This window comes from Achromobacter anxifer (assembly GCF_903652925.1).
Lineage (GTDB): Bacteria > Pseudomonadota > Gammaproteobacteria > Burkholderiales > Burkholderiaceae_B > Achromobacter > Achromobacter anxifer.
In genome coordinates, this window is the sequence record NZ_CAHLAR010000006.1 from 1 (window position 1) to 20799 (window position 20799).

At 68.0% G+C, this 20799-nt stretch carries 24 protein-coding genes; 16 read left to right on the forward strand and 8 right to left on the reverse strand.

Features of this window, described 5'->3' with window-relative positions:
* Positions 1-903: amidase family protein (locus tag HWY37_RS19305; protein ID WP_176089677.1), on the forward strand; the 903-nt coding region annotated here is incomplete at its 5' end.
* 66 nt (positions 904-969) lie between these two features.
* Here the strand turns inward: HWY37_RS19305 and metK are convergent.
* Positions 970-2133 (reverse strand): methionine adenosyltransferase, encoded by a 1164-nt coding sequence (gene metK / locus HWY37_RS19310; RefSeq protein ID WP_176089678.1) that lies wholly within the window; start codon positions 2131-2133, stop codon positions 970-972.
* Positions 2134-2412: 279 nt separating this feature from the next.
* Between metK and HWY37_RS19315 the strand changes: the two genes are divergently transcribed.
* Genes HWY37_RS19315 through xerC form a run of 5 tightly spaced genes read left to right on the forward strand, consistent with a single transcriptional unit; the run spans position 2413 to position 6843 of the window.
* Positions 2413-3279, forward strand: coding sequence for a lysophospholipid acyltransferase family protein (locus HWY37_RS19315; RefSeq protein ID WP_176089679.1), 867 nt, complete (start codon positions 2413-2415; stop codon positions 3277-3279).
* 35 nt (positions 3280-3314) lie between these two features.
* On the forward strand, positions 3315-4205 hold the full coding sequence (locus HWY37_RS19320) for a lysophospholipid acyltransferase family protein (protein WP_175208163.1): 891 nt from the start codon (positions 3315-3317) through the stop codon (positions 4203-4205).
* 30 nt (positions 4206-4235) lie between these two features.
* Entirely contained in the window at positions 4236-5147 is a 912-nt protein-coding gene (gene dapF / locus HWY37_RS19325) for a diaminopimelate epimerase (RefSeq protein ID WP_175208164.1), read from the forward strand.
* A gap of 3 nt (positions 5148-5150) precedes the next feature.
* On the forward strand, positions 5151-5828 hold the full coding sequence (locus HWY37_RS19330; RefSeq protein ID WP_176089680.1) for a DUF484 family protein: 678 nt from the start codon (positions 5151-5153) through the stop codon (positions 5826-5828).
* A gap of 19 nt (positions 5829-5847) precedes the next feature.
* Positions 5848-6843, forward strand: a complete 996-nt coding sequence (xerC, locus tag HWY37_RS19335) for a tyrosine recombinase XerC (RefSeq protein ID WP_281372240.1) — start codon at positions 5848-5850, stop codon at positions 6841-6843.
* A gap of 58 nt (positions 6844-6901) precedes the next feature.
* Here the strand turns inward: xerC and HWY37_RS19340 are convergent, their stop codons facing one another.
* From HWY37_RS19340 to HWY37_RS19360, 5 genes are read right to left on the reverse strand one after another with little or no spacing between them, the layout of a single operon-like run.
* Positions 6902-7903: a nickel/cobalt transporter gene (locus tag HWY37_RS19340; RefSeq protein WP_484456027.1), complete on the reverse strand. Its 1002-nt coding sequence runs from the start codon at positions 7901-7903 to the stop codon at positions 6902-6904.
* A gap of 8 nt (positions 7904-7911) precedes the next feature.
* On the reverse strand, positions 7912-8505 hold the full coding sequence (locus HWY37_RS19345) for a DUF1007 family protein (protein ID WP_425485030.1): 594 nt from the start codon (positions 8503-8505) through the stop codon (positions 7912-7914).
* A 50-nt stretch (positions 8506-8555) separates the two neighbouring features.
* On the reverse strand, positions 8556-9530 hold the full coding sequence (locus tag HWY37_RS19350) for a metal ABC transporter substrate-binding protein (RefSeq protein ID WP_176089681.1): 975 nt from the start codon (positions 9528-9530) through the stop codon (positions 8556-8558).
* 18 nt (positions 9531-9548) lie between these two features.
* Positions 9549-10415 (reverse strand): metal ABC transporter permease, encoded by an 867-nt coding sequence (locus HWY37_RS19355; RefSeq protein WP_175208166.1) that lies wholly within the window; start codon positions 10413-10415, stop codon positions 9549-9551.
* Positions 10412-11131 carry a metal ABC transporter ATP-binding protein gene (locus HWY37_RS19360; RefSeq protein WP_175208167.1) on the reverse strand — a complete coding sequence of 240 codons (720 nt, stop codon included), beginning with the start codon at positions 11129-11131 and terminating at the stop codon, positions 10412-10414. Before HWY37_RS19360 ends, HWY37_RS19355 begins: the two co-directional genes overlap by 4 nt.
* Positions 11132-11173: 42 nt before the next feature.
* On the opposite strand from HWY37_RS19360, the gene HWY37_RS19365 reads away from it, so the two are divergent.
* The 6 genes from HWY37_RS19365 to hslU all read left to right on the forward strand — a co-directional run bounded on the left by HWY37_RS19365 (position 11174) and on the right by hslU (position 16110).
* Complete coding sequence (locus tag HWY37_RS19365; protein WP_175208168.1) at positions 11174-11455, forward strand: hypothetical protein; 282 nt, start codon at positions 11174-11176, stop codon at positions 11453-11455.
* Between the two features lie 8 nt (positions 11456-11463).
* Positions 11464-11970, forward strand: a complete 507-nt coding sequence (locus tag HWY37_RS19370) for a Fur family transcriptional regulator (protein WP_175208169.1) — start codon at positions 11464-11466, stop codon at positions 11968-11970.
* 331 nt (positions 11971-12301) lie between these two features.
* The gene (locus HWY37_RS19375; RefSeq protein WP_175208170.1) at positions 12302-13423 is read left to right on the forward strand and encodes a CobW family GTP-binding protein; all 1122 of its coding nucleotides are present in this window, start codon (positions 12302-12304) and stop codon (positions 13421-13423) included.
* Positions 13424-13549: 126 nt separating this feature from the next.
* Complete coding sequence (gene dksA, locus HWY37_RS19380; RefSeq protein WP_006389752.1) at positions 13550-14014, forward strand: RNA polymerase-binding protein DksA; 465 nt, start codon at positions 13550-13552, stop codon at positions 14012-14014.
* Positions 14015-14165: 151 nt separating this feature from the next.
* Positions 14166-14705 (forward strand): ATP-dependent protease subunit HslV, encoded by a 540-nt coding sequence (gene hslV / locus HWY37_RS19385; protein WP_013396837.1) that lies wholly within the window; start codon positions 14166-14168, stop codon positions 14703-14705.
* Between the two features lie 70 nt (positions 14706-14775).
* Positions 14776-16110 carry an ATP-dependent protease ATPase subunit HslU gene (gene hslU, locus HWY37_RS19390; RefSeq protein ID WP_175208171.1) on the forward strand — a complete coding sequence of 445 codons (1335 nt, stop codon included), beginning with the start codon at positions 14776-14778 and terminating at the stop codon, positions 16108-16110.
* A 106-nt stretch (positions 16111-16216) separates the two neighbouring features.
* On the opposite strand, the gene HWY37_RS19395 is transcribed toward hslU, so the two are convergent.
* Positions 16217-16522: a copper-binding protein gene (locus HWY37_RS19395; RefSeq protein WP_175208172.1), complete on the reverse strand. Its 306-nt coding sequence runs from the start codon at positions 16520-16522 to the stop codon at positions 16217-16219.
* A gap of 210 nt (positions 16523-16732) precedes the next feature.
* Between HWY37_RS19395 and HWY37_RS19400 the strand changes: the two genes are divergently transcribed.
* The 3 genes from HWY37_RS19400 to rfbC are packed head-to-tail and all read left to right on the forward strand — an operon-like array spanning position 16733 to position 18783.
* Positions 16733-17287, forward strand: a complete 555-nt coding sequence (locus HWY37_RS19400) for a cob(I)yrinic acid a,c-diamide adenosyltransferase (protein ID WP_175208173.1) — start codon at positions 16733-16735, stop codon at positions 17285-17287.
* A gap of 54 nt (positions 17288-17341) precedes the next feature.
* Positions 17342-18244, forward strand: coding sequence for a dTDP-4-dehydrorhamnose reductase (rfbD, locus tag HWY37_RS19405; RefSeq protein ID WP_176089682.1), 903 nt, complete (start codon positions 17342-17344; stop codon positions 18242-18244).
* The gene (gene rfbC / locus HWY37_RS19410; RefSeq protein WP_175208175.1) at positions 18241-18783 is read left to right on the forward strand and encodes a dTDP-4-dehydrorhamnose 3,5-epimerase; all 543 of its coding nucleotides are present in this window, start codon (positions 18241-18243) and stop codon (positions 18781-18783) included. The genes rfbD and rfbC overlap by 4 nt, the downstream gene beginning before the upstream one ends.
* 1 nt (position 18784) lies before the next feature.
* Here the strand turns inward: rfbC and lipA are convergent, their stop codons facing one another.
* Positions 18785-19789 (reverse strand): lipoyl synthase, encoded by a 1005-nt coding sequence (gene lipA / locus HWY37_RS19415; RefSeq protein ID WP_175208176.1) that lies wholly within the window; start codon positions 19787-19789, stop codon positions 18785-18787.
* 171 nt (positions 19790-19960) lie between these two features.
* Between lipA and HWY37_RS19420 the strand changes: the two genes are divergently transcribed.
* Positions 19961-20767: a LacI family DNA-binding transcriptional regulator gene (locus tag HWY37_RS19420; RefSeq protein WP_176089683.1), complete on the forward strand. Its 807-nt coding sequence runs from the start codon at positions 19961-19963 to the stop codon at positions 20765-20767.
* The last annotated feature ends 32 nt before the right edge of the window (positions 20768-20799 follow it).

Here is a 20799-nt window from a genome sequence, read left to right on the forward strand (position 1 = left end):
CTGGGCGGCGACACCGGCGGCTCGGTGCGCGCGCCGGCGGCGCTGAACGGCGTGGTCGGCTACAAGCCTTCCACCGGCGTTATCAGCCGCGCCGGCTGCCTGCCCCTGTCGGACACGCTGGACGTGCTGGGCCCGATCACGCGCAACGTGGCGGACGCCCGCCTGCTGACGCAGTTGCTGTCCGGCCCGGACTTCGGCGATGCCGCCACGCTGGCCATGCCCGCCGCCGTCGCCGTCGCCGCCCTGCGCCAGCCAGGCTGCCGCGGCCCGGGCCCGGTGGCGCTGCTGGCGCCCGAAGCCTGGCCCGCGACCCTGGCCGAAGCCGGTCTGCGCACCTGGCGCGAAGCCGAGGAAAACCTGGCGCGGGCGGGCTACACGCCCACGCCCTGGCAGCCGCCCGCCGGCCTGTCCTTCGCCCGCATGGCGGACGACAACTCGCTGGTGCTGGCCTACGAGGCCTATCGCTATTACGGCGCGCTGGCCGAAGACCCGGCCCAGCCGCTGTGGGAAGTGGTGCGCAAGCGCATCGCCGCAGGCGGGCGCATCGCGCAGGCCGACTACGAAGCCGCGCTGCAACGCCGCGCCGCCGACATGGCCGCGTTCGCGCAAGCCATGCAGGGCCTGGACGCGCTGCTGATGCCCGCCTGCGACCAGGCCGCACAACCGCTGGACGCGGACGACGCGCGCCACGCTGGCCTGGGCAAGCTGCTGCGCCCGGCCAATTTCCTGGGCGCGGCCGCCATCTCGCTGCCGGCGGGCAACGACGCCGCAGGCATGCCCATGGCGGTGCAGCTGCTGGCGCCTGCGGGCGGCGACGCCGCAATGCTGGATTGCGCCGCGGCGCTGGAACCGGTGCTGGCGCCCGCGCCGCGCCGGCCGGATCTGTCGGCCTGGGGACTGTGAGTCCTGGCCTTCCGGCCACAAAAAAGCCCCCGCGATGCGGGGGCTTTTTTTCAGCGCCTGGAAGGCTTACGCACCCTTCTTCAGCGCCTGCACCTTGTCCGTGGCTTCCCACGAGAATTCCGGCTCGGAACGGCCGAAGTGGCCGTAGGCGGCGGTCTTGGCGTAGATCGGACGCAGCAGGTCCAGCATGTTGACGATGCCCTTGGGACGCAGGTCGAAGTGCTCGCGCACCAGCTTGGCGATCTGGTCATCGGGGATGACGCCCGTGCCTTCCGTGTAGACGGTGATGTTGATGGGCTCGGCCACGCCGATGGCGTAGCTGACCTGCACCTGGCACTGGCGCGCCAGGCCGGCGGCCACGATGTTCTTGGCCACGTAGCGGGCGGCATAGGCGGCCGAACGGTCGACCTTGGACGGATCCTTGCCCGAGAACGCGCCGCCGCCGTGCGGGCATGCGCCGCCGTAGGTGTCGACGATGATCTTGCGGCCGGTCAGGCCGCAATCGCCTTGCGGGCCGCCGATGACGAAGCGGCCGGTCGGGTTGACCAGGAACTTGGTCTTCGGCGTGATCAGGCCTTCGGGGAAGCTAGGCTTGATGATGTCTTCGATCACCGCTTCGCGGATGGTCTCTTGCGAGACTTCGGGCGCGTGCTGGGTCGACAGCACCACCGTGTCGACTTCCGCCGGGCGGCCGTCGATGTAGCGGAACGTCACTTGCGACTTGGCGTCGGGGCGCAGCCACGGCAGGCGGCCGTCCTTGCGCAGTTCGCTCTGGCGCTGCACCAGGCGGTGCGCGTACCAGATCGGAGCCGGCATCAGGTCGGGCGTTTCGTCGCAGGCATAGCCGAACATCAGGCCCTGGTCGCCCGCGCCCTGGTTCAGATAGTCTTCCGAGCTGCGGTCCACGCCCTGGGCGATGTCCGGCGATTGCTTGTCGTAGGCGACCAGCACCGCGCAGCCCTTGTAGTCGATGCCGTATTCGGTGTTGTCGTAGCCGATGCGGCGGATCGTGTCGCGCGCGACCTGGATGTAGTCGACGTTGGCGGTCGTGGTGATCTCGCCGGCCAGCACGACCAGGCCCGTGTTGCACAGCGTTTCAGCTGCTACGCGCGCATTCGGGTCCTGCGTGAAGATGGCGTCCAGGATCGAATCGGAGATCTGGTCGGCAACCTTGTCGGGATGCCCTTCGGAGACGGATTCGGAAGTAAAGAGAAAGTCGTTATTGGCCACAGATGCGTCCTTGGTGGCCGGCTGCGCCGGCGCGTAGGTTCACGAGGCGCGTTGCACCCCTGACCGCAAGACATAAGCAAATCCGGGCGCGACGCTTTAGCGGATTTGGCAAAAGCCGCGCAAAGCGCTGTACCCTTGCCGTCGCCCCGCAAGTTGTCGGTTAACTCGGCGACTGCGCTATTTTAAGCGAAAATGCGGTGCTGCCGCCAAAGCCCCGGGGACGCATGGGTATATTCCCGGGCCCAGACGCACTTCCCGCCCGTCCTATTTTCCTGCCGCATGCTGCTCTTCCTGTTCAGACTCTTCGCCGCCCTGCCCCTCTCCGTCGCGCACGCCGCGGGGCGCCTCGCCGGGCGCGCGATCTATGCCTGGCCGGGCAAGTACCGGCGGCGGCTGCAAGCCAATGCGGCCCAGGCCGGCTACCCCGACCCGGCGTTCGCGCGCCGCGCGGCCGGTGAAATCGGCGCCATGATCCTGGAAAGCCCGCGCGTCTGGTTCCGCAACGAGCAAAGCCTGGCCCAAGTCATCTCGGACGACAACGACGTGGTCAGCGCGGCCCGCGCCGAACAGCGCGGCATCCTGTTCCTGACGCCGCACCTGGGCTGCTTTGAAATCACCGCCCGCTATCTGGCCCGGCAAATGCCCATGACGGTCATGTTCCGGCCACCGCGCAAGGACATCCTGGCCCCGCTGCTGGAAACCGCGCGCAACACCTCGGCCGTCAACGCAGTGCCGGCCAATATGCAGGGCGTGCGCGAATTCGTGCGCGCCCTGCGCCGGGGCGAATCCGTGGGCATGCTGCCCGACCAGGCGCCCAGCGTGGGCGACGGCGTCTGGGCGCCGTTCTTCGGGCGCATGGCCTACACCATGACGCTGCCCGGCAAGCTGGCCACGCAGACGGGCGTTCCCATCATCCTGACCGCGGGCGAACGGCTGCCCGGCGGCCGCGGCTGGCGCATCCACTACGTGCGCGTGCCCGAGCCCCTGCCCGCCGACGCCGAAGCGCAGGCCGCGTTGCTCAACGCCGCCATGGAAACGCTGATCCGCCGCTGTCCGGAGCAATATCTCTGGAGCTACAACCGCTACAAGACGCCGCGCGGCGCGCCGCCGGCGCCCGCCTCTGACACTGCACCGCCGGCCCGTTGAAGCGTCGCGCTCCCGTCCGCCCAACTTCATTCCCTATGTCCGATTTCAAAACGCGCGCGCTGGTCTCCCTGTTGAAATGGTTCGGCCGCATCAAGCCGTCGACGCGCATGCGCATCGGCGCCGGCCTGGGCTGGCTGGCGCCGCGGCTGGCCAAGTCGCGCACGCGCATCGTGCGCCGCAACCTGGAACTGTGCTTCCCAGATCAGCCCGAGCAGGTGCGCGAACAATGGGTCGCGGACCATTTCCGCGCGCTGGCGCAGTCCATCGTCGACCGCGGCGTGCTCTGGTACGGCACGCCCGAAGCCATCAAGGACATGGTGACCCAAAGCGGCGCGGACCGGATCAATGAACTGGTCGCGCAGGGCCGCCCAGTGATCCTGCTGGCGCCGCATTTCATCGGGCTGGACGCCGCCGCGACGCGGCTCACCATGGAAGTGCCCAGCGGCGCCACCATGTACACGCCGCAAAGCGATCCCCAGGTCGACGCCATCGTGGCGGCGGGCCGCAAGCGCTTCAACGAAGTCTTCCTGGTCAGCCGCAAGGACGGCGTGCGCGACCTGATCCGCCACCTGCGCGAACGCCGGCCCGTCTACTACCTGCCGGACATGGACTTCGGGCGCCAGGGCGCCACTTTCGCGCCATTCTTCGGCGTGCCGGCGGCCACCCTGCTTGCCACCGCCCAACTGGCCAGGAAGTGGGACGCCGCGGTGCTTCCGATCCTGGACTTCTGGAATCCGGAGACCGGCCGCTATCACGTCGAAGTGCTGCCGCCGCTGGCCGACTTCCCGGGCGAGGACTCGCTCGAAGACGCCACGGCCCGCCTGAACCGCGAGCTGGAATCCTGGGTGCGCCGCTGCCCCAGCCAGTACTACTGGGTCCACCGCCGCTTCAAGACGCGGCCGCCGGGCGAGCCCAAACTCTACTGAGTCCAGGGCCCGCGCCGCCCGCGCGCCAATATGGGCGATAATCCAGTGATGAACTGGAACTTCACCAAAATGCATGGCGCGGGCAACGATTTCGTCGTGCTCGACGGGGTCCGCCAGACCATCGAAATGACGCCCGAGCGCGCCCGCGCCTTGGGCGACCGGCATTTCGGCATCGGCGCCGACCAGATCCTCCTGGTCGAACGCGCCACCCGGCCGGACGCCGATTTCCGCTATCGCATTTTCAATTCCGACGGCAGCGAGGTCGAACACTGCGGCAACGGCGCGCGCTGCTTCGTGCGCTTCGTGCACGAGCAGGGCCTGTCCGACCGCAATCCGCTGCGCGCCGAAATCGCCACCGGCATCCTGGTCCTGGACGAAGGCGACGACGAGCAGGTCACCGTCGAAATGGGCAGCACGCGCTTCGAGCCCGCCGCGCTGCCGTTCGACACCGCCGGCCTGGCCTCGCACACCCAAGGCCAGGACACGCTGTGGGACCTGGAACTGGACGCCCCCGCCGGCCTGCCGCGCACGGTCGCGGTGTCCGCCGTGGCCATTTCCAATCCGCACGCCGTGCAGGTCGTGGACGACGTCGACACGGCGCCCGTGTCGGTGCTCGGCCCGCTGATCGAAACCCATCGCCGCTTCCCGCGCCGCGTCAACGCCGGCTTCATGCAGGTGGTGGACCGCAACAACATCCGCCTGCGCGTGTTCGAACGCGGCGCCGGCGAAACCCTGGCCTGCGGCACCGGCGCCTGCGCCGCCGTCGCGGCCGGCATCCGGCGCGGCCTGCTGGACTCTCCCGTGCGCGTGCAAACGCGCGGCGGCGTACTGACCATCGCCTGGAACGGCGAGCAATTGCGCATGACCGGCCCGGCCGAATCCGTATTCACGGGGCAGGTCGACATCGACAAGCTCGTCTTCTCCATGGCGCTGAACCGATAAGCTATGACTGATACCGCTTTTACCGCCCAGGACATCGCTGCATTCCTGCAAGAGAATCCCGGCTTCTTCGACGACCATGCCGACGTCTTCGCCACGCTGCAGGTGCCGCACCCGCACGGCTCGCGTGCCATTTCGCTGGGCGAACGCCAGATCCTGACGCTGCGCGAACGCAACCGCGAACTGGAATGGCGCCTGAACGAACTCGTGCGCAACGCCAGCGCCAATGAAAGCATCGGCACGCACGTGGCCAAATGGTGCCGCCGCCTGCTGTCCGAATGCGATCCGCAGCACGTGCCGGGCGAGATCGCCCTGGGCCTGGCCGAACAGTTCGAACTGAACCACGTGGCGCTGCGCCTGTGGGACCTGTCCGAGCTGCCGGCCACTGGCTACGGCGAGCCCGTCACGCAGGACGTGCGCACCTTCACCGACAGCCTGAAGACGCCCTATTGCGGCACCGACACCGAATTCGAAGCGGCCGGCTGGCTGGACGCCAAGCCCAAGTCGCTGGCGCTGGTGCCCCTGCGCCTGGAAGCGGACGGCCCCGCCATCGGCCTGCTGGTGCTGGGCTCGGACGACGCCGAACGCTTCACGCCTGAAATGGGCACGACCTTCCTGGAATCGATCGGCCAGCTGGCTTCGGCGGCGCTGCATCGCCTGAATCCGGCCACGCCCAAGGCCTAGCGCGGACACGGGCGCAGCCATGCCGAAGACAGCCCAAAAGCAAGATACGGCAGCGCCCGATACGCCCCTGCCGGACGCGATGGGCGCCTGGCTGCGCCATCTGGAAACCAACCGCCGCTATTCGCCGCACACGCTGGACGGCTACCGCCGCGAACTGCAGTTCCTGCGCGAGCTTGCGGACCACGCCAAGCTGCCGCTGGACAAGCTCGGCAACGGCCACATCCGCCAGTTCGTCGCCCGCTTGCACGCCCAGGGCCGCGGCCCGCGCAGCCTGGCGCGCACCCTGGCGGCCTGGCGCGGCTTCTATCAATGGTGGGCGCCGGCGATCGAGCTGGCCGGCAATCCCGTGGCCGGCGTGCGCGCGCCCAAGGCGCCGCGCGGCCTGCCCAAGGCCCTGTCGGTGGAACAGACCCAGGCCCTGCTGGACCGCGCGCCCGCTCAAGTAGCGACCGAACCCGCCGCGCTGCGCGACCAGGCCATGCTCGAACTGCTCTATTCCAGCGGTCTGCGGCTGTCGGAGCTGGTCGGGCTGGACCTGCGCTACGAACGCTCGGGCAACTATGAATCGCGCGGCTGGCTGAACCTGGAAGAGGCCGAGGTCACCGTGCTGGGCAAGGGCGGCAAGCGCCGCTCGGTGCCCGTGGGCCAGGCCGCCCTGGAAGCCTTGCGCAAATGGATCGCGGCGCGCCCACAACTGGCGCCTGCCGCTGCCCAGCCCCAGGACGCCGCCGCGCTGTTCCTGGGCGCGCGCGGCGGCCGCATCTCGCCGCGCGTGGTGCAGCTGCAGCTGGCGCGCATCGCGCAACAGGCCGGCGTGCCCACGCACGTGCATCCGCACGTGCTGCGCCACAGTTTCGCCAGCCATGTCCTGCAGTCCGCGCAAGACCTGCGCGCCGTGCAAGAAATGCTGGGCCACGCCAACATCTCGACCACCCAGATCTACACGCGGCTGGACTTCCAGCACCTGGCCCGCGCCTACGACCAGGCGCATCCGCGCGCCGGCCGCAAGTCCTGAAGTCCTTCGGTATACGCCGTCAAAGGCGGCTCGCGCCGCAGGCCCGCGGAACCCTGATCTAGCCGCCGCCGGCGATCACGCCGCCCAGCAGCATCACGCCCAGCAACAGCACCGCCACCGCCGCCAGCGCTTCCACGCCGTAGCGCAGGCGCGCCGCGCCCGTGCCGGACAGGCGGCTGCCGATGCGCGTCGCGGCGCCTCCCGCAGCCACCGCCAGGCAGGCCAGCGCCGCCACCGTCAGGCCGGTGCCCAGGCCCATCGCCAGGGCCGAGGCCACGCCGGCCAGGAAGAAGCCCTGCGCCAAGGCGAACACCAGCACGATCAGCGCGCCGCTGCACGGGCGCAGGCCCACCGCCAGGATCGCCGTGCCCGCGCGGCGCCAGTTCAGCGGGCCGGACACCTGCTCCGGCGCGGGCACGTGCGCGTGGCCGCAGCCGCAGTCGTGGTGGTGGTCGTGATCATGTCCGTGCTGGTGCTTATGCCCATGCTCGTGGCCGTGCGCATGTCCATGCTCGTGATCACGCCTGCCCCCCGTTCGCGCGCGCAGCAGCGGCCGGACAGCCTTGACCCACACCAGCCACAGGCCCAGCAACGTCACCAGCGCATAGGACGCCAGCTCCAGCCAGCGCGTCGCATTGTTCATCGTGGCCGCGGTCGCGTTGAACACCAGCGCCAGCGCGGCCACCAACGCAATCGCCACCAGCGCCTGGATCAGCGCGGACGCCAGCGCCAGCAACGCGCCGTTGCGCGCGGTCTGGCGGTTGGCCAATACGTAGGAAGAGATCACCGCCTTGCCGTGCCCCGGGCCCAGCGCATGAAACACGCCGTAGGCGAACGACAGGCCGATCAGGGCCCAGGCCGCGCCGCCGTCGGCCTGCCAGGCGCGCACCGCGCCCGTCAGCTGCCGGTAGAAATGGCTTTGCCAGGCCGATACCTGGCCGAAGAAGCCGGCCAGCCAGCCCGGCCCGCTCATGCCGGCGCCACTCTCCGGCACGCCAAAGGGATGCGCGCCCTGGGCCGCTGCCGCGCCCGCGCCGCCCAGGAGCAGCACGGCCAGCAACGCAAGCGCTACGGGCAGCGCACCTCGATGCGGTGCGTCAGCCCCTTGGTGATGGCGAAGAGCTCGTCCGGCAAGGCCTCCGGGTCGGCCGGGATCGCGGCCAGTTGCTGCATGGTTTTCCAATCCAGTTCCTTGGGCTTGCGGTAGGCGGAGGTGCAGGTCTTGGCTTCCTGCCCGCCCAGCGATACCGCGCCGCTTTCATCGAAGGCGTAGGCCACGAAATAGGTGGGATCGTAGATATCCACCTGCGCGCCGCCAGCGCCCGGCGCCACCGGCGCGGCCAGCGGCAAGGTAAAGGACAGCGTCAGGCGCGTGGTCTTGGGATTCCAGTCGACGCGCGCATCGCGCGGCTCGGCGAAGGCCGCCATCTTGCCGTCCACGGTGACGCGGGTGAAGTAGTGCGAGATCGGCTCGCCCAGCGCCCGCATCCAATCCTGCGCCATGCCCTGCAGGACCTCGGCGGACAGCGAGCCGTCCTTGCCCTTCTTCCGGCCCTGCGTGGCGTAGGCGCCGAACATCTCGTCAAACAGCCAGACCTGCCGCACCGCCGTGATGCGCCGCTGTCCATCGATATCGATCGCCGCGCGGGCATCGATCCACATATGCGGGTGCGCGCTGGCGGCGCCCGCCGCCAGCAGCATCGCCGCCGCGCTCAGGGCTGCATGGCCGCGGCGAGCTGACGTACGTTCCATTCAAACATTTCCAGGTAGGTGCCGCCGGGCTGTCCCGGCTTGGACAAGGCGTCAGAATACAGCGTACCACCCACCTTGGCGCCGGTTTCACGCGCGATCTGCTGGACCAGCCGGGGGCTGCTGATGTTCTCCACGAACACCGCCGGCACGCGCTCGCGCTTGACCTGCTCGATGATGCGCGCCACCTCGCCGGCGGAGGGCTCGGCGTCGGTCGACACGCCCATCGCGGGGATGAACGCCACGCCATAGGCGTCGCCGAAATAGCCGAAGGCGTCATGCGAGGTCACGATCTTGCGGCGTTCGGCCGGAATCGCGGCAAAGGTCTTGCGGACCTGGGCATCCAGCGCCTGCAGGCGCGCGATGTAGGCCTGCGCGCGCTGGCGGTAGGCGTCGGCATGCGCGGGGTCGGCGGCGGCCAGGCCTTCTGCCACATTGCGGGCATAGATGACGCCGTTCGCCAGGTTCTGCCAGGCGTGCGGATCGGCGTCGCCATGCTGGTGGCCATGGTCGTGGTCATGACTGTGGTCGTGGCCGTGATCATGGTCGTGCCCGTCATCGTGGCCACCGCCCGCGAACTTGCGCGGCGTCACGCCCTGGGAGGCGACCACGGTCGCGCCCGCGAAGCCCGAGGCCTTCGCCAGCCGCGGCATCCAGGTCTCGAAATCCAGGCCGTTGACGAACAGCACGCGCGCGGCGGCCAGCTTCTTCGCGTCGCCGGGCGTGGGTTCGTATTCGTGCGCATCGCCGTCGGGTCCCACCAGCGTGGCCACGCTGACGTCGCCGCCGCCCACTTCGCGCACGATGTCGCCCAGGATGGAAAAGCTGGCCACTGCCTTCAACGGCTCGGCGGCATGGCCGCTGCCGAGTACTGCCGACAGGCACAGGCCTGCCATGGCCAGCAGCGCGCGACGGCGCGCCAGGGAATGGGTACGCATGGCGAATCTCCTAGGAAGTCAGGCGCGGCGCATGCGGCGGCGCGCCCGCAGCAGCCCGCCTTGCGGGCCGCTCACGATGGAAAACAGATAGCAGGCGCCGGCCGCCAGGATGATGGCGGGCGAGGCGGGCACGTTGAAGTGGTACGACACGAGCAGGCCGGCCACCGAAGCCGCCACGCCCAGGCCCGCGGCCAGCGGGATCTGGCTGGCGGCCGAACGGACCCAGAAACGGGCGGCGGCGGCGGGCAGCATCATCATGCCGACCACCATGAGCGTGCCCAGCACCTGGAATCCCGCCACCAGGTTCACCACCACCAGCACCAGGAAGCCCATGTGCACCCAGCCTCCGCCGCCGCCGCTGGCGCGCAGGAATCCGGGGTCCAGGCATTCGGCCACCAGCAGCCGGTAGATCGCGGCCAGCACCAGCAGGGTCACGCTGGCCGTGGCCGTGACCAGCAGCAGGGCGGCGTCATCCAGCCCCAGCACCGTGCCGAACAGCACGTGCAGCAGGTCCATATTGGAGCCGCGCAGCGACACCAGCAGCACGCCCAGCCCCAGCGATATCAGGTAGAAGGCCGCGAAGCTGGCGTCTTCCCGCAGCGGCGTCAGGCGCGCCACCAGGCCCGCCAGCAGGGCCACCGCCAAACCCGTGGCGATGCCGCCCAGCATCATCGCGCCCAGCGACAGGCCGGCCAGCAGAAAGCCCGCCGCCACGCCGGGCAGGATGGCGTGCGACATGGCGTCGCCCATCAGGCTCATGCGCCGCAGCACCAGGAACACGCCCAGCGGCGCCGCGCCCAGCGACAGCGCGCAGGCGCCCGCCAGCGCGCGCCGCATGAAGCCGTAATCGAGGAAGGGCGACACCGCCCATTGCGCCAGGCTCATGCGCGGCTCCAGGCGTGCCATTGCCGCGCCAGCTGCAGATGCGCGTCGTTCAAGGTGTCGGCGGTATCGCCCCAGGCCACCACCGAACCGGACAGCAGCAGGCATTCGGGGAAATGGTCGCGCACCAGGTCCAGATCGTGCAGCACCGCGATCACGGTGCGGCCCTGACCGTGCAGGCCGCAGAGCAGGGCCATCAGGTCGTCCACCGTGTGGCTGTCCACCGCGGCGAAGGGTTCGTCCAGCAGCAGCACGGGCGCGTCCTGCACCAGCATCCGCGCGAACAGCGCGCGCTGCATCTGGCCGCCGGACAACGTGTCCACGCCTTGCCCGGCCGCGTCGGCCATGCCCACGGTTGCCAGCGCGTCCATGCAGCGATCGAGTTCCTCATTGGCGTAGCGGCGCCATCCGCCCACGCGGCGCCAGGCTCCCAAGGCCACCAGGTCCAGCACCGACACCGGAAACGCGCGGTCCAGCTCGGCGGCTTGCGGCAGCCACGCCAGTTCGGAACGGCCCGCGCCGCCGATGCGCACGCTGCCGGCCATGGGTCGCAGCACGCCCATGATGCCCTTGATCAAGGTCGATTTGCCGGCGCCGTTGGGCCCCACCACGGCGGTCATGCCGCCGGCGGCGAAGCGCCCGGACACCGACTTGAGCGCGGCGTGCCCGTGCCAGCCGAAGGATGCGTCGGCCAGCTCGATGGTGACGGGCGGATTCATCGCGGCCACCAGTCCAGCGCCCAGCCGGTCAGGGCCCACAGCGTGGCAGCAGCCACCAAGGCGGCCGCCATTCGGCGCCAGGCGGAAACGAGGAAGGCGGAACGCGGCGGAAGGGTCTGCCGCGGCGCGGCGGCGGGCCGCGGCGGCAAAAGCGTGAAGTGGGACATGGGTGAAAAAGCGCTGGCGGATAGCGGCTACGGCCAATTTGCATTATGTTATATCATAACCAAATGGCTTGATTCCATGCCTTTCGCCCGCATCTGGATGTTTTCTGCTACCTTCCAGGCATCTCGCGCGCATCGCGCGCGTTTCCTATTCAGATAAAGCCAGACATGTCCGCACCTTCCCGCACTCCTCGCAGCGATACCGTCGGCGCCCAGCTCAGCGTCGCCGAAGCGCTGTGCGAGCAGCGCGGACGCCGCCTCACCCCCATCCGCCGCAAGGTGCTGGAACTGCTGTTGCGCCATGGGCGCAGCCTGAAGGCCTATGAATTGCTGGACGCCATGCGCGCCGTGCACCCGGGCGCCGCGCCCCCGACCGTGTACCGCGCCCTGGATTTCCTGATGGACGAGGGCCTGATCCACCGCCTGGACGCGGTCAACGCCTGGAGCGCCTGCCACGACGCCGGCGGCGCGCCGCATGACCTGCTGGTCGTCTGTACCGGCTGCGGCGCGGTCGCGGAAGTGTCCGATCCCGCCATGAGCCGCCAGCTGGCCGAGCGCGTCGCCCAGACCGGCTACGCCCTGGCCACCCACGAAACCGAAATCCGCGCGCTGTGCCCCCAGTGCCAGCAGAAGCAGCCCGCCGCGGAAGCCGGCCACGGCCACCATCATCACTAAGTATTAAGCCCTTTCGGCAAGCGCGCGCATCGCGCTCTTGAAATCGGGCAAACCGCCCCCAAATAGTGGTATCGCCCGATACTTGACGGCGTACGGACGCCATCTGGATGGCTACGGCCCCAGGGTTGACCCTGGGTTTGCCCCCTGCCCCCGACTGTGCTGTAATCCTGCGTCCGGCCGCTGCAGGCGGCCTACGCAGCCTGTGGCAAACATCCTCCGGCAAAGCCTGGGAAACCCCGTTTAAGCGTCGCAAGACGGCGTGGAAAGACAGGGTGGAATCCCCGCCGAGAGTTCCTGTTTAACGCCTTGACTTCACGCTAGCAGCTTCGCCATGAATACCCCGCGCAGTTTGGACAAAATGGTTCCCGTCACCATCCTCACCGGCTTCCTCGGTGCGGGCAAGACCACCCTGCTCAAACGCATCCTGACCGAATACCATGGCCGCCGCGTCGCGGTCATCGAAAACGAATTCGGACCGGAAAGCATCGACAACGACCTGCTGGTGCAGGACCGCGACGAAGAAATCATCGAGCTGTCCAACGGTTGCGTCTGCTGCACGGTGCGTGGCGACCTGATGCGCACGCTGGGCGAATTGCGCGTCAAGCGCGAAGCCGGCGAACTCAGCTTCGAACGCGTCATCATCGAGACGACCGGCATGGCCAACCCCGGCCCCGTCTGCCAGACGTTCTTCATGGATGACGACATCGCCGAGTACTACCGCCTGGACGCGGTGGTCACGGTGGTCGACGCCAAGCACGGCATGACTACCCTCGACGCCCAGCCCGAGGCCCAGAAGCAGGTCGGTTTCGCCGACCGCATCCTGATCTCGAAGCGGGACCTGGTCAACGAAGTCGACTACGAAGCGCTGCGCCACCGTCTGGTTCACATGAACCCGCGCGCGCCGATCACGCCGGTCAACTTCGGCGAAGTCGACCTGAAGTCCATCATCGACATCAGCGGCTTCAACCTGAATTCCATACTGGACATCGACCCGGACTTCCTGGCCGATGAACACCCCGACGCCGCCCATGATCACGACCACGGTCACGATCATGGCCACGACCATGGTCACGATCACGACCATGATCACGAAGGCGATTGCGGGGCGCATTGCAATCATGCCCACCATCACCACCACCACCACCAGCACGACGACGAAATCGGCGCGTTCGTGTTCCGTTCCAACAAGCCGTTCGATCCCGCGCGCCTTGAGGAATTCCTGGGCGGCGTGGTGCAGGTCTATGGTCCCGACCTGATGCGCTACAAGGGCATCCTGTACATGAAGGGCATCAACCGCCGCATGTTGTTCCAGGGTGTGCACATGATGATGGGCGCCGAACCCGGCAAGCCGTGGACCGCAGCCGAAAAACCGTCCACCAAGATGGTTTTCATCGGCCGTAAGCTGCCCCAGGAGATTTTCACCCGGGGCTTGGAGCAGTGCCTGGCGGGGTAATCCCCCTTCCTGACGTGACGTGATGCGACGAAGGCAGTACTGTGAGGTACGAATAGCGTAGGCAACAAGTAATACGGACCGGGAATGGACGCCCGCGCCAGGATCGATTCATAGTGGAGTGTTTTCATGGCTACCAAGGCAGCAACCAAGAAATCAAGCAAGTCGACGAGCGATACGGCGATTGATCTGCCCAGCGAAAAGGAATTGCTGGCCATGCCCGAGTCCGACTATATGAACGAACGCCAGCTGGCGTTCTTCAAGGAACGGCTCAAACAACTCGAGCAAGACATCCTGGCCAACGCCGGCGAAACCACCGAGCACCTGCGTGAAACGCAGTTCGTGCCCGATCCCGCCGACCGCGCCACGATCGAGGAAGAACATGCCCTGGAGCTGCGCACCCGCGACCGCGAGCGCAAGCTGCTGAAGAAGGTGCAACAGTCCATCGCCCGCATCGACAGCGGCGAATACGGCTGGTGCGAGGAAACCGGCGAACCCATCGGCATTCCGCGCCTGCTGGCTCGTCCCACGGCCACCCTGTCGCTCGAAGCGCAGGAACGCCGCGAAATGCGCCAGAAGCTCTACGGCGACTGATCCGTCCCGTATTCATGCCCTACGCTGAAAGGCTATGCTGGTTTCCAGCATGGCCTTTTTTCTTTTGGCCGGCGTCCAGAGAGGACGCGAGACGCCCAGCCTTGATTTCCTCTGAACCGCCCCCAGCTAATCGCTTCATAGGAAGGAACGCATGGAACAATTTCACGCCACCACCATCGTGTGCGTGCGCCGCGGCAACCGCGTCGCACTGGGCGGCGATGGCCAGGTCACCCTGGGCAACATCGTCATCAAGGGCACGGCCCGCAAGATCCGCCGCCTGTACCACGACAAGATCCTGGCCGGCTTCGCCGGCGCCACCGCCGACGCGTTCACCCTGCAGGAACGCTTCGAAGCCAAGCTGGAAAAGCACCAGGGCAACCTGATGCGCGCCGCGGTCGAACTGACCCGCGACTGGCGCACCGACCGCGTCCTGCGCCGCCTCGAAGCCATGCTGATCGTGGCCGACGCCGAGCACACGCTGGTGCTGACCGGCAACGGCGACGTGCTCGAACCCGAGCACGGCCTGGCGGCCATCGGCTCCGGCGGCGCCTACGCCCAGTCGGCGGCGCTGGCGCTGCTGCGCAACACCGAACTGTCGCCCGAGGCCGTCGTCAAGCAATCGCTGGAAATCGCCGGCGACCTCTGCATCTACACCAACCAGAACCACGTCATCGAAACGCTGGGCGACTGACGCCTGCCACGCGGCGCCTCGCGCGCCGCGCCGCCACCCCAGCCTGCCCTAGCTTCAAGGATCCGCCCTCATGTCCGCATCCAACATGACGCCCGGAGAGATCGTCTCCGAACTCGACAAGTACATCGTCGGCCAGAACCGCGCCAAGCGCGCCGTGGCCGTGGCGCTGCGCAACCGCTGGCGCCGCCAGCAGGTCGCCGAACCCCTGCGCCACGAAATCCACCCCAAGAACATCCTCATGATCGGCCCCACCGGCGTGGGCAAGACCGAGATCGCGCGCCGCCTGGCCAAGCTGGCCAACGCGCCCTTCATCAAGATCGAAGCCACCAAGTTCACCGAAGTGGGCTACGTGGGCCGCGACGTCGACACCATCATCCGCGACCTGACCGAATACTCGATCAAACAGACCCGCGAACTGGAAATGCGCCGCGTGCGCACCCAGGCTGAAGACGCCGCCGAAGACCGCATCCTGGACGCCCTGGTGCCGCCCGCGCGCGGCGCCTCCGGCGAACCGGAGCGCGGCGAGGACAACAGCGCCCGCCAGACCTTCCGCAAGCGCCTGCGCGAAGGCAAGATCGACGACCTCGAAATCGAGATCGAAGTCGCCCAGGCCGTGCCGCAGATGGATGTCATGACGCCGCCCGGCATGGAAGAGATGGCCGAGCAGCTGCGCGGCATGTTCGCCGGCATGGCCCGCGACAAGAAAAAGCCCAAGAAGATGAAGGTGCGCGAAGCCTTCAAGCTGATCGTCGACGAAGAAGCCGCCAAGCGCGTCAACGAGGAAGACCTGCGCACCGTGGCGATCAACAACGTCGAGCAGAACGGCATCGTCTTCCTGGACGAGATCGACAAGATCGCCGCCCGCCAGGAATCCGGCGGCGCGGACGTCTCGCGCCAGGGCGTGCAGCGCGACCTGCTGCCGCTGGTCGAAGGCACCACCGTCAACACGCGCTACGGCATGGTCCGCACCGACCACATCCTGTTCATCGCGTCCGGCGCCTTCCACCTGTCGCGCCCCTCGGACCTGATCCCCGAACTGCAGGGCCGCTTCCCGATCCGCGTCGAACTCGAATCGCTGACCGCCGAGGACTTCGTGCGCATCCTGTCCGACACGGACGCGTCGCTGACCAAGCAGTACACGGCGCTGATGGCGACCGAGGACGTGGAACTGGAGTTCACGGAAGAAGGCGTGCGCCGCCTGGCCGAGCTGGCCTTCGACGTCAACGAAACCACCGAGAACATCGGCGCCCGCCGCCTCTACACGGTCATGGAAAAGCTGCTGGACGAGCTGTCGTTCGACGCCACCGCCAGCAACCACAAGAACGTGAAGATCGACGCCGCCTACGTCAACGCGCAACTGGCGGAAGCCGCCAGCAGCCAGGACCTGGCCCGCTACGTGCTGTAAGCCGCAGGCGCTCCGCGCTCCGCCAGCAAAAACGCCGTCCGCTGCCTTAGGGCTGCGGACGGCGTTTTTCTTGGGGCGCCGATCGGGCCGGACCTTGCGCGGGACGCTAGTTGCTGATCGCCGTCACGATGTACTTGCCGTCCTTGCGGACCGCCGTGAAGCGCACCTTGTCGCCCGCCTTGATCTTGGCCAGCAAGGCCGGATCCGCCTCGTAAACCAGCGTCATGGCCGGCAGGTCCAGCGCCTTGATGGCGTCATGCTTGATCGTGACCTTGCCCGCGGCCGGGTCCACCCGCCGCACTTCGCCGCTGGCGTCAGCCTGCTGCGCGAACGCCAGCGGCGCCGCCACCGTCACGACGGCCGCAGCCGCGGCGACAGCCATGGGTATTGCGTACTTGCGGTCAAAAATCATGCAGATATCCTCCGATTGCAGCGACGGCGCGGAGCCGGCAAGCGCCACGCTCCCCGCGGTCCATAGTGCTAGGATACCGCCCTTGTGCAACAGTTCCCGGGCCATGACGCAACAATCTTGTCAGTTGATTGCGAAGCGCGCGATCCGCGCCGCCCAGGTACACGGCTGGACGCAAAACCCCTACATTCGTCACCCATTCCAGGAGTTTCCATGGCCAACCGCTTATCCGTCATCGCCACCCGCACTGGAGACGACGGCACCACGGGTCTAGGGGACGGATCCCGCACGCCCAAGGACGCGCCCCGCATCGCAGCCATCGGCGACGTCGACGAACTGAACAGCGTGATCGGCGTGCTGCTGACCGAGGACCTGCCCGCCGAGATCTCCGCCGACCTGCTGGCCATCCAGCACGACCTGTTCGACATGGGCGCGGAGCTCTGCATCCCCGGCCATACCGCCATGACGGACGAGCACATCGCCCGCCTGGACGCGCGCCTGGCCCACTACAACGCGACGCTGCCCCCCCTGCGCGAATTCATCCTGCCCGGCGGCTCGCGCGGCTCGGCGCAGGCGCACGTGGCGCGCACCGTCTGCCGCCGCGCCGAACGGGCCGTGGTGGCGCTGGCCCGCGCCGATCAGGTGAACCCGCCCGTGCGGCAGTATCTGAACCGGCTGTCCGACCTGATGTTCGTGCTGGCGCGTTGTATAAACCAGCATGCGGGGCAGAAGGACACGTTCTGGGCGGGCGCCCAGGCGCGCAAGTAGTCTCGCGGCCGGCACGACCGGACCAAGACTAGCTGGATACTGGGCAAGAACCGCGTGAAGATCTTATTGCTAGGCAAGAACGGCCAGGTCGGCCGTGAACTATGCCGCGCTCTGGTCCCCCTGGGGGAAGTCGTGGCGTTGGGCCGCGCAGACGCCGATCTGCGCGATGAGAACGCCCTGCTCGCCGCTCTGTCCTCGCACCGTCCGGACGTGATCGTGAACGCGGCCGCCTACACGGCGGTGGACATGGCTGAACGCGCCCCCGAAACCGCCAACCAGATCAATGCGACGACGGTTGCCGTTCTAGCTGGCCAGGCGCGCGCCACCGGCGCGATGCTGGTCCACTATTCGACCGACTACGTATTCGACGGCGCGCAAGACCGGCCCTACGTGGAAACCGACGCCCCCAATCCACTGAACGTATACGGCAGCAGCAAGCTGGCGGGCGAACAGGCCATCCAGGCCAGCGGCTGCGATGCCCTGGTGTTCAGAATCGGCTGGGTCTATTCGACGCATGGCCGGAACTTCCTGAAGACCATGCTGCGCCTGGCGCAGGAGCGGGAGAGCCTGGACGTGGTGTCCGACCAGCGCGGCACGCCCACCTCGGCTGAACTGGTCGCCGATCTGACCGCGCTCGCGATCGGGCGGCATCGCGCGGGGCAGTTGCCTGCGGGGACCTACCACCTGGCCCCCGCCGGTTCGACCAGTTGGCATGCCTACGCCAGATACATCGTCGCGGGAGCCTGCGCGCGCGGCGCAAGCTTGACGCTAGCCCCGGAACGGATACGCGCGATCGCGGCGCGGGACTATCCAGCGGCCGCGCAACGGCCGCCCAATTCCAGGCTAGATACGGGCAAGTTGTCGCGGGCGCTGCAACTGCGGATGCCCCCATGGACCGAACAGGTCGACCGCGCCCTGGACCAGCTCATCACACCCGAAAACCCCTCATTCCAATGAAAGTCACTCCGCAAGCCATTCCCGACGTGCTGATCCTGGAACCCCGGGTGCTGGGCGACGAGCGCGGCTTCTTCTTCGAGAGCTACAACCAGGCCGCGTTCGAGGCGGCCACGGGGCTGCGGCGCAACTTCGTGCAGGACAATCATTCGCGCTCGGCGCGCAACGTGCTGCGCGGCCTGCACTACCAGGTCGAGCAGACCCAGGGCAAGCTGGTGCGCGTGTGCGCGGGCGAGATCTTCGACGTGGCCGTGGACCTGCGGCGCGCCTCGCCGACCTATGGAAAATGGGTGGGAACGCGGCTCAGCGCGGAGAACAGGCGCCAGGCATGGATACCCGAAGGCTTTGCCCACGGTTTCCTGACGCTGTCGGAGTTTGCCGAGGTCCTGTACAAGACCACCGACTATTACGCGCCGCAGCATGAACGCTGCATACGCTGGGACGATCCGCAACTGGCGATCGCCTGGCCTTGCCAGCAACCGCCCGTGCTGTCCGAAAAGGACCGCAACGGCGCGCCGTTCGCAGGCGCGCCGGCCTTCTGACTCAGTTCACGCCGGCGGCGTGGGCCTGCTCGTCGGCATGGTACGAAGACCGCACCATCGCGCCCACCGCCGCATGCGAGAAGCCCATGGCATAGGCTTCGCGCTCGAACATGGCGAAGGTGTCCGGATGCACGTAGCGCAGCACCGGCAGGTGATGCTCCGAGGGCTGCAAGTACTGGCCAATGGTCAGCATGTCCACGTTGTGCTCGCGCATGTCGCGCATCACCTGCAGGATTTCCTCGTCGGTCTCGCCCAGGCCCAGCATCAGGCCGGACTTGGTGGGGACCTCGGGGTGCAGCTTCTTGAACTCGGCCAGCAGCTTCAGCGAATGCATGTAGTCCGAGCCCGGGCGTGCCTGCTTGTACAGGCGCGGCACGGTTTCCAGGTTGTGGTTCATGACGTCCGGAGGACCGGCGTTCAGGATGGTCAGCGCGCGGTCCAGGCGACCGCGGAAGTCGGGCACCAGGACTTCGATGCGGGTGCTGGGCGACAGTTCGCGGATATGCGTGATGCAATCCACGAAATGGCCGGCGCCGCCGTCACGCAGGTCGTCGCGGTCCACCGAGGTGATCACGACGTAGGACAGCTTCATGGCGGCGATGGTGCGCGCCAGGTTGACGGGCTCGTTGGTGTCCAGCGGATCCGGGCGGCCATGCCCCACGTCACAGAAGGGGCAGCGGCGGGTGCACTTGTCGCCCATGATCATGAACGTGGCCGTGCCCTTGCCGAAGCATTCGCCGATGTTCGGGCAGGATGCTTCCTCGCACACCGTATGCAGGTTGTGCTCGCGCAGGATGCGCTTGATGTCGTAGAAGCGCGAACCGGGCGCGGCGGCCTTCACGCGAATCCATTCGGGCTTCTTCAGGCGTTCGGCCGGAACGATCTTGATGGGAATGCGCGCCGTCTTGGCCTGCGATTTCTGCTTTTGCGTCGGATCGTAGGCAGCCTCCGCGGGCGCAGCGGCGGATTCGTTCGAGGGCACGGGAGACTCGGCGAGCGTAGACATGGAACACCTTGATGACCGGCGCGCGGACGCACCGGATCTGGGACAAAAACGGCATTTTACCCTCCGCCGCCCGGATCCGCCGGCCAGGGCCCCGTACCCCGGGGCGCTGGCGTCCTCACGAGGAGCGGGCCTGGGTTATCGTCACGCCTGACGAATCCGCCGGTTTTTCCCATGTCCGCCCTGCCTCCGCTCCGCCCCATCACCCTGATCGCCCCCCGGCTGGACTGGGCCCCCGCAGCCCGCGCCATCCAGGCCTGCGCCGAATTGCTGATGCCCGCCGGCTACTACCTGGCCGCAGGCCCCTGGCGCGAGGCCCAGGCCCGACTCGGCGAACTGCGCCCCGCCGCGGCGCTGGTCATCGGCCCGCTGGACGACCCGGCCCTGCGCGCCGCGCTGGCGACGCTGGAAATCCCCATCGTGGAAACCTGGATCGCATCCGCCCAGCCGCTGGACAGCGCCGTCGTGGTCGACAACGCCGAAGCCGGCCGCATGGCCGCGCGGCACCTGGCCGCCAAACGCCATGCACGCGTCGCCTGCGTCAGCGCCGACACCCCCTGGGAACGCGCCCGCCGCGAAGGCTTCATCAGCAGCGCGGCCGCACTTGGACTGGAACTGGCGGCGGACATCGTGCAGCCCGAAGTGCAGCACATGAATGACGGCCGAATGGCCTTTCTGCGCCTGCTGACCACCAACACCATTTTCGACGCGGTGTTCTGCACCGCCGACCTGCTGGCCGCCGCCTCGGTCTCCGAAGCCCACAACCGCGACCTGCACGTGCCGCAAGATCTGGCTGTGCTGGGCTACTCGGACGACGGCAGCGCCGCGCAATGGGCGCAGGGGCTGACCACCCTGGGCGCGGACGCCGCCATCCTGGGCCAACGCGCCGGACAGCTGCTGCTCGACCGCCTGGACGGCGAACGCGGCACGGGCGAACGGGTAGTGGTGGAAGCGATTCTTGAGGAAAGACTGAGCACGTAGGGTCGGTGAAGCGCGCTCGCGCTTCAACCCGC

What these genes read in the sequence shown, in the direction of transcription:
- HWY37_RS19315 (WP_176089679.1), top strand. Translation starts at nt 2,413, where the DNA reads ATGCTGCTCTTCCTGTTCAGACTCTTCGCCGCCCTGCCCCTCTCCGTC.
- HWY37_RS19320 (WP_175208163.1), top strand. Translation starts at nt 3,315, where the DNA reads ATGTCCGATTTCAAAACGCGCGCGCTGGTCTCCCTGTTGAAATGGTTC.
- dapF (WP_175208164.1), top strand. Translation starts at nt 4,236, where the DNA reads ATGGGCGATAATCCAGTGATGAACTGGAACTTCACCAAAATGCATGGC.
- HWY37_RS19330 (WP_176089680.1), top strand. Translation starts at nt 5,151, where the DNA reads ATGACTGATACCGCTTTTACCGCCCAGGACATCGCTGCATTCCTGCAA.
- xerC (WP_281372240.1), top strand. Translation starts at nt 5,848, where the DNA reads ATGCCGAAGACAGCCCAAAAGCAAGATACGGCAGCGCCCGATACGCCC.
- HWY37_RS19345 (WP_425485030.1), bottom strand. Translation starts at nt 8,505, where the DNA reads ATGTGGATCGATGCCCGCGCGGCGATCGATATCGATGGACAGCGGCGC.
- HWY37_RS19350 (WP_176089681.1), bottom strand. Translation starts at nt 9,530, where the DNA reads ATGCGTACCCATTCCCTGGCGCGCCGTCGCGCGCTGCTGGCCATGGCA.
- HWY37_RS19355 (WP_175208166.1), bottom strand. Translation starts at nt 10,415, where the DNA reads ATGAGCCTGGCGCAATGGGCGGTGTCGCCCTTCCTCGATTACGGCTTC.
- HWY37_RS19360 (WP_175208167.1), bottom strand. Translation starts at nt 11,131, where the DNA reads ATGAATCCGCCCGTCACCATCGAGCTGGCCGACGCATCCTTCGGCTGG.
- HWY37_RS19370 (WP_175208169.1), top strand. Translation starts at nt 11,464, where the DNA reads ATGTCCGCACCTTCCCGCACTCCTCGCAGCGATACCGTCGGCGCCCAG.
- HWY37_RS19375 (WP_175208170.1), top strand. Translation starts at nt 12,302, where the DNA reads ATGAATACCCCGCGCAGTTTGGACAAAATGGTTCCCGTCACCATCCTC.
- dksA (WP_006389752.1), top strand. Translation starts at nt 13,550, where the DNA reads ATGGCTACCAAGGCAGCAACCAAGAAATCAAGCAAGTCGACGAGCGAT.
- hslV (WP_013396837.1), top strand. Translation starts at nt 14,166, where the DNA reads ATGGAACAATTTCACGCCACCACCATCGTGTGCGTGCGCCGCGGCAAC.
- hslU (WP_175208171.1), top strand. Translation starts at nt 14,776, where the DNA reads ATGTCCGCATCCAACATGACGCCCGGAGAGATCGTCTCCGAACTCGAC.
- HWY37_RS19395 (WP_175208172.1), bottom strand. Translation starts at nt 16,522, where the DNA reads ATGATTTTTGACCGCAAGTACGCAATACCCATGGCTGTCGCCGCGGCT.
- HWY37_RS19400 (WP_175208173.1), top strand. Translation starts at nt 16,733, where the DNA reads ATGGCCAACCGCTTATCCGTCATCGCCACCCGCACTGGAGACGACGGC.
- rfbC (WP_175208175.1), top strand. Translation starts at nt 18,241, where the DNA reads ATGAAAGTCACTCCGCAAGCCATTCCCGACGTGCTGATCCTGGAACCC.
- lipA (WP_175208176.1), bottom strand. Translation starts at nt 19,789, where the DNA reads ATGTCTACGCTCGCCGAGTCTCCCGTGCCCTCGAACGAATCCGCCGCT.
- HWY37_RS19420 (WP_176089683.1), top strand. Translation starts at nt 19,961, where the DNA reads ATGTCCGCCCTGCCTCCGCTCCGCCCCATCACCCTGATCGCCCCCCGG.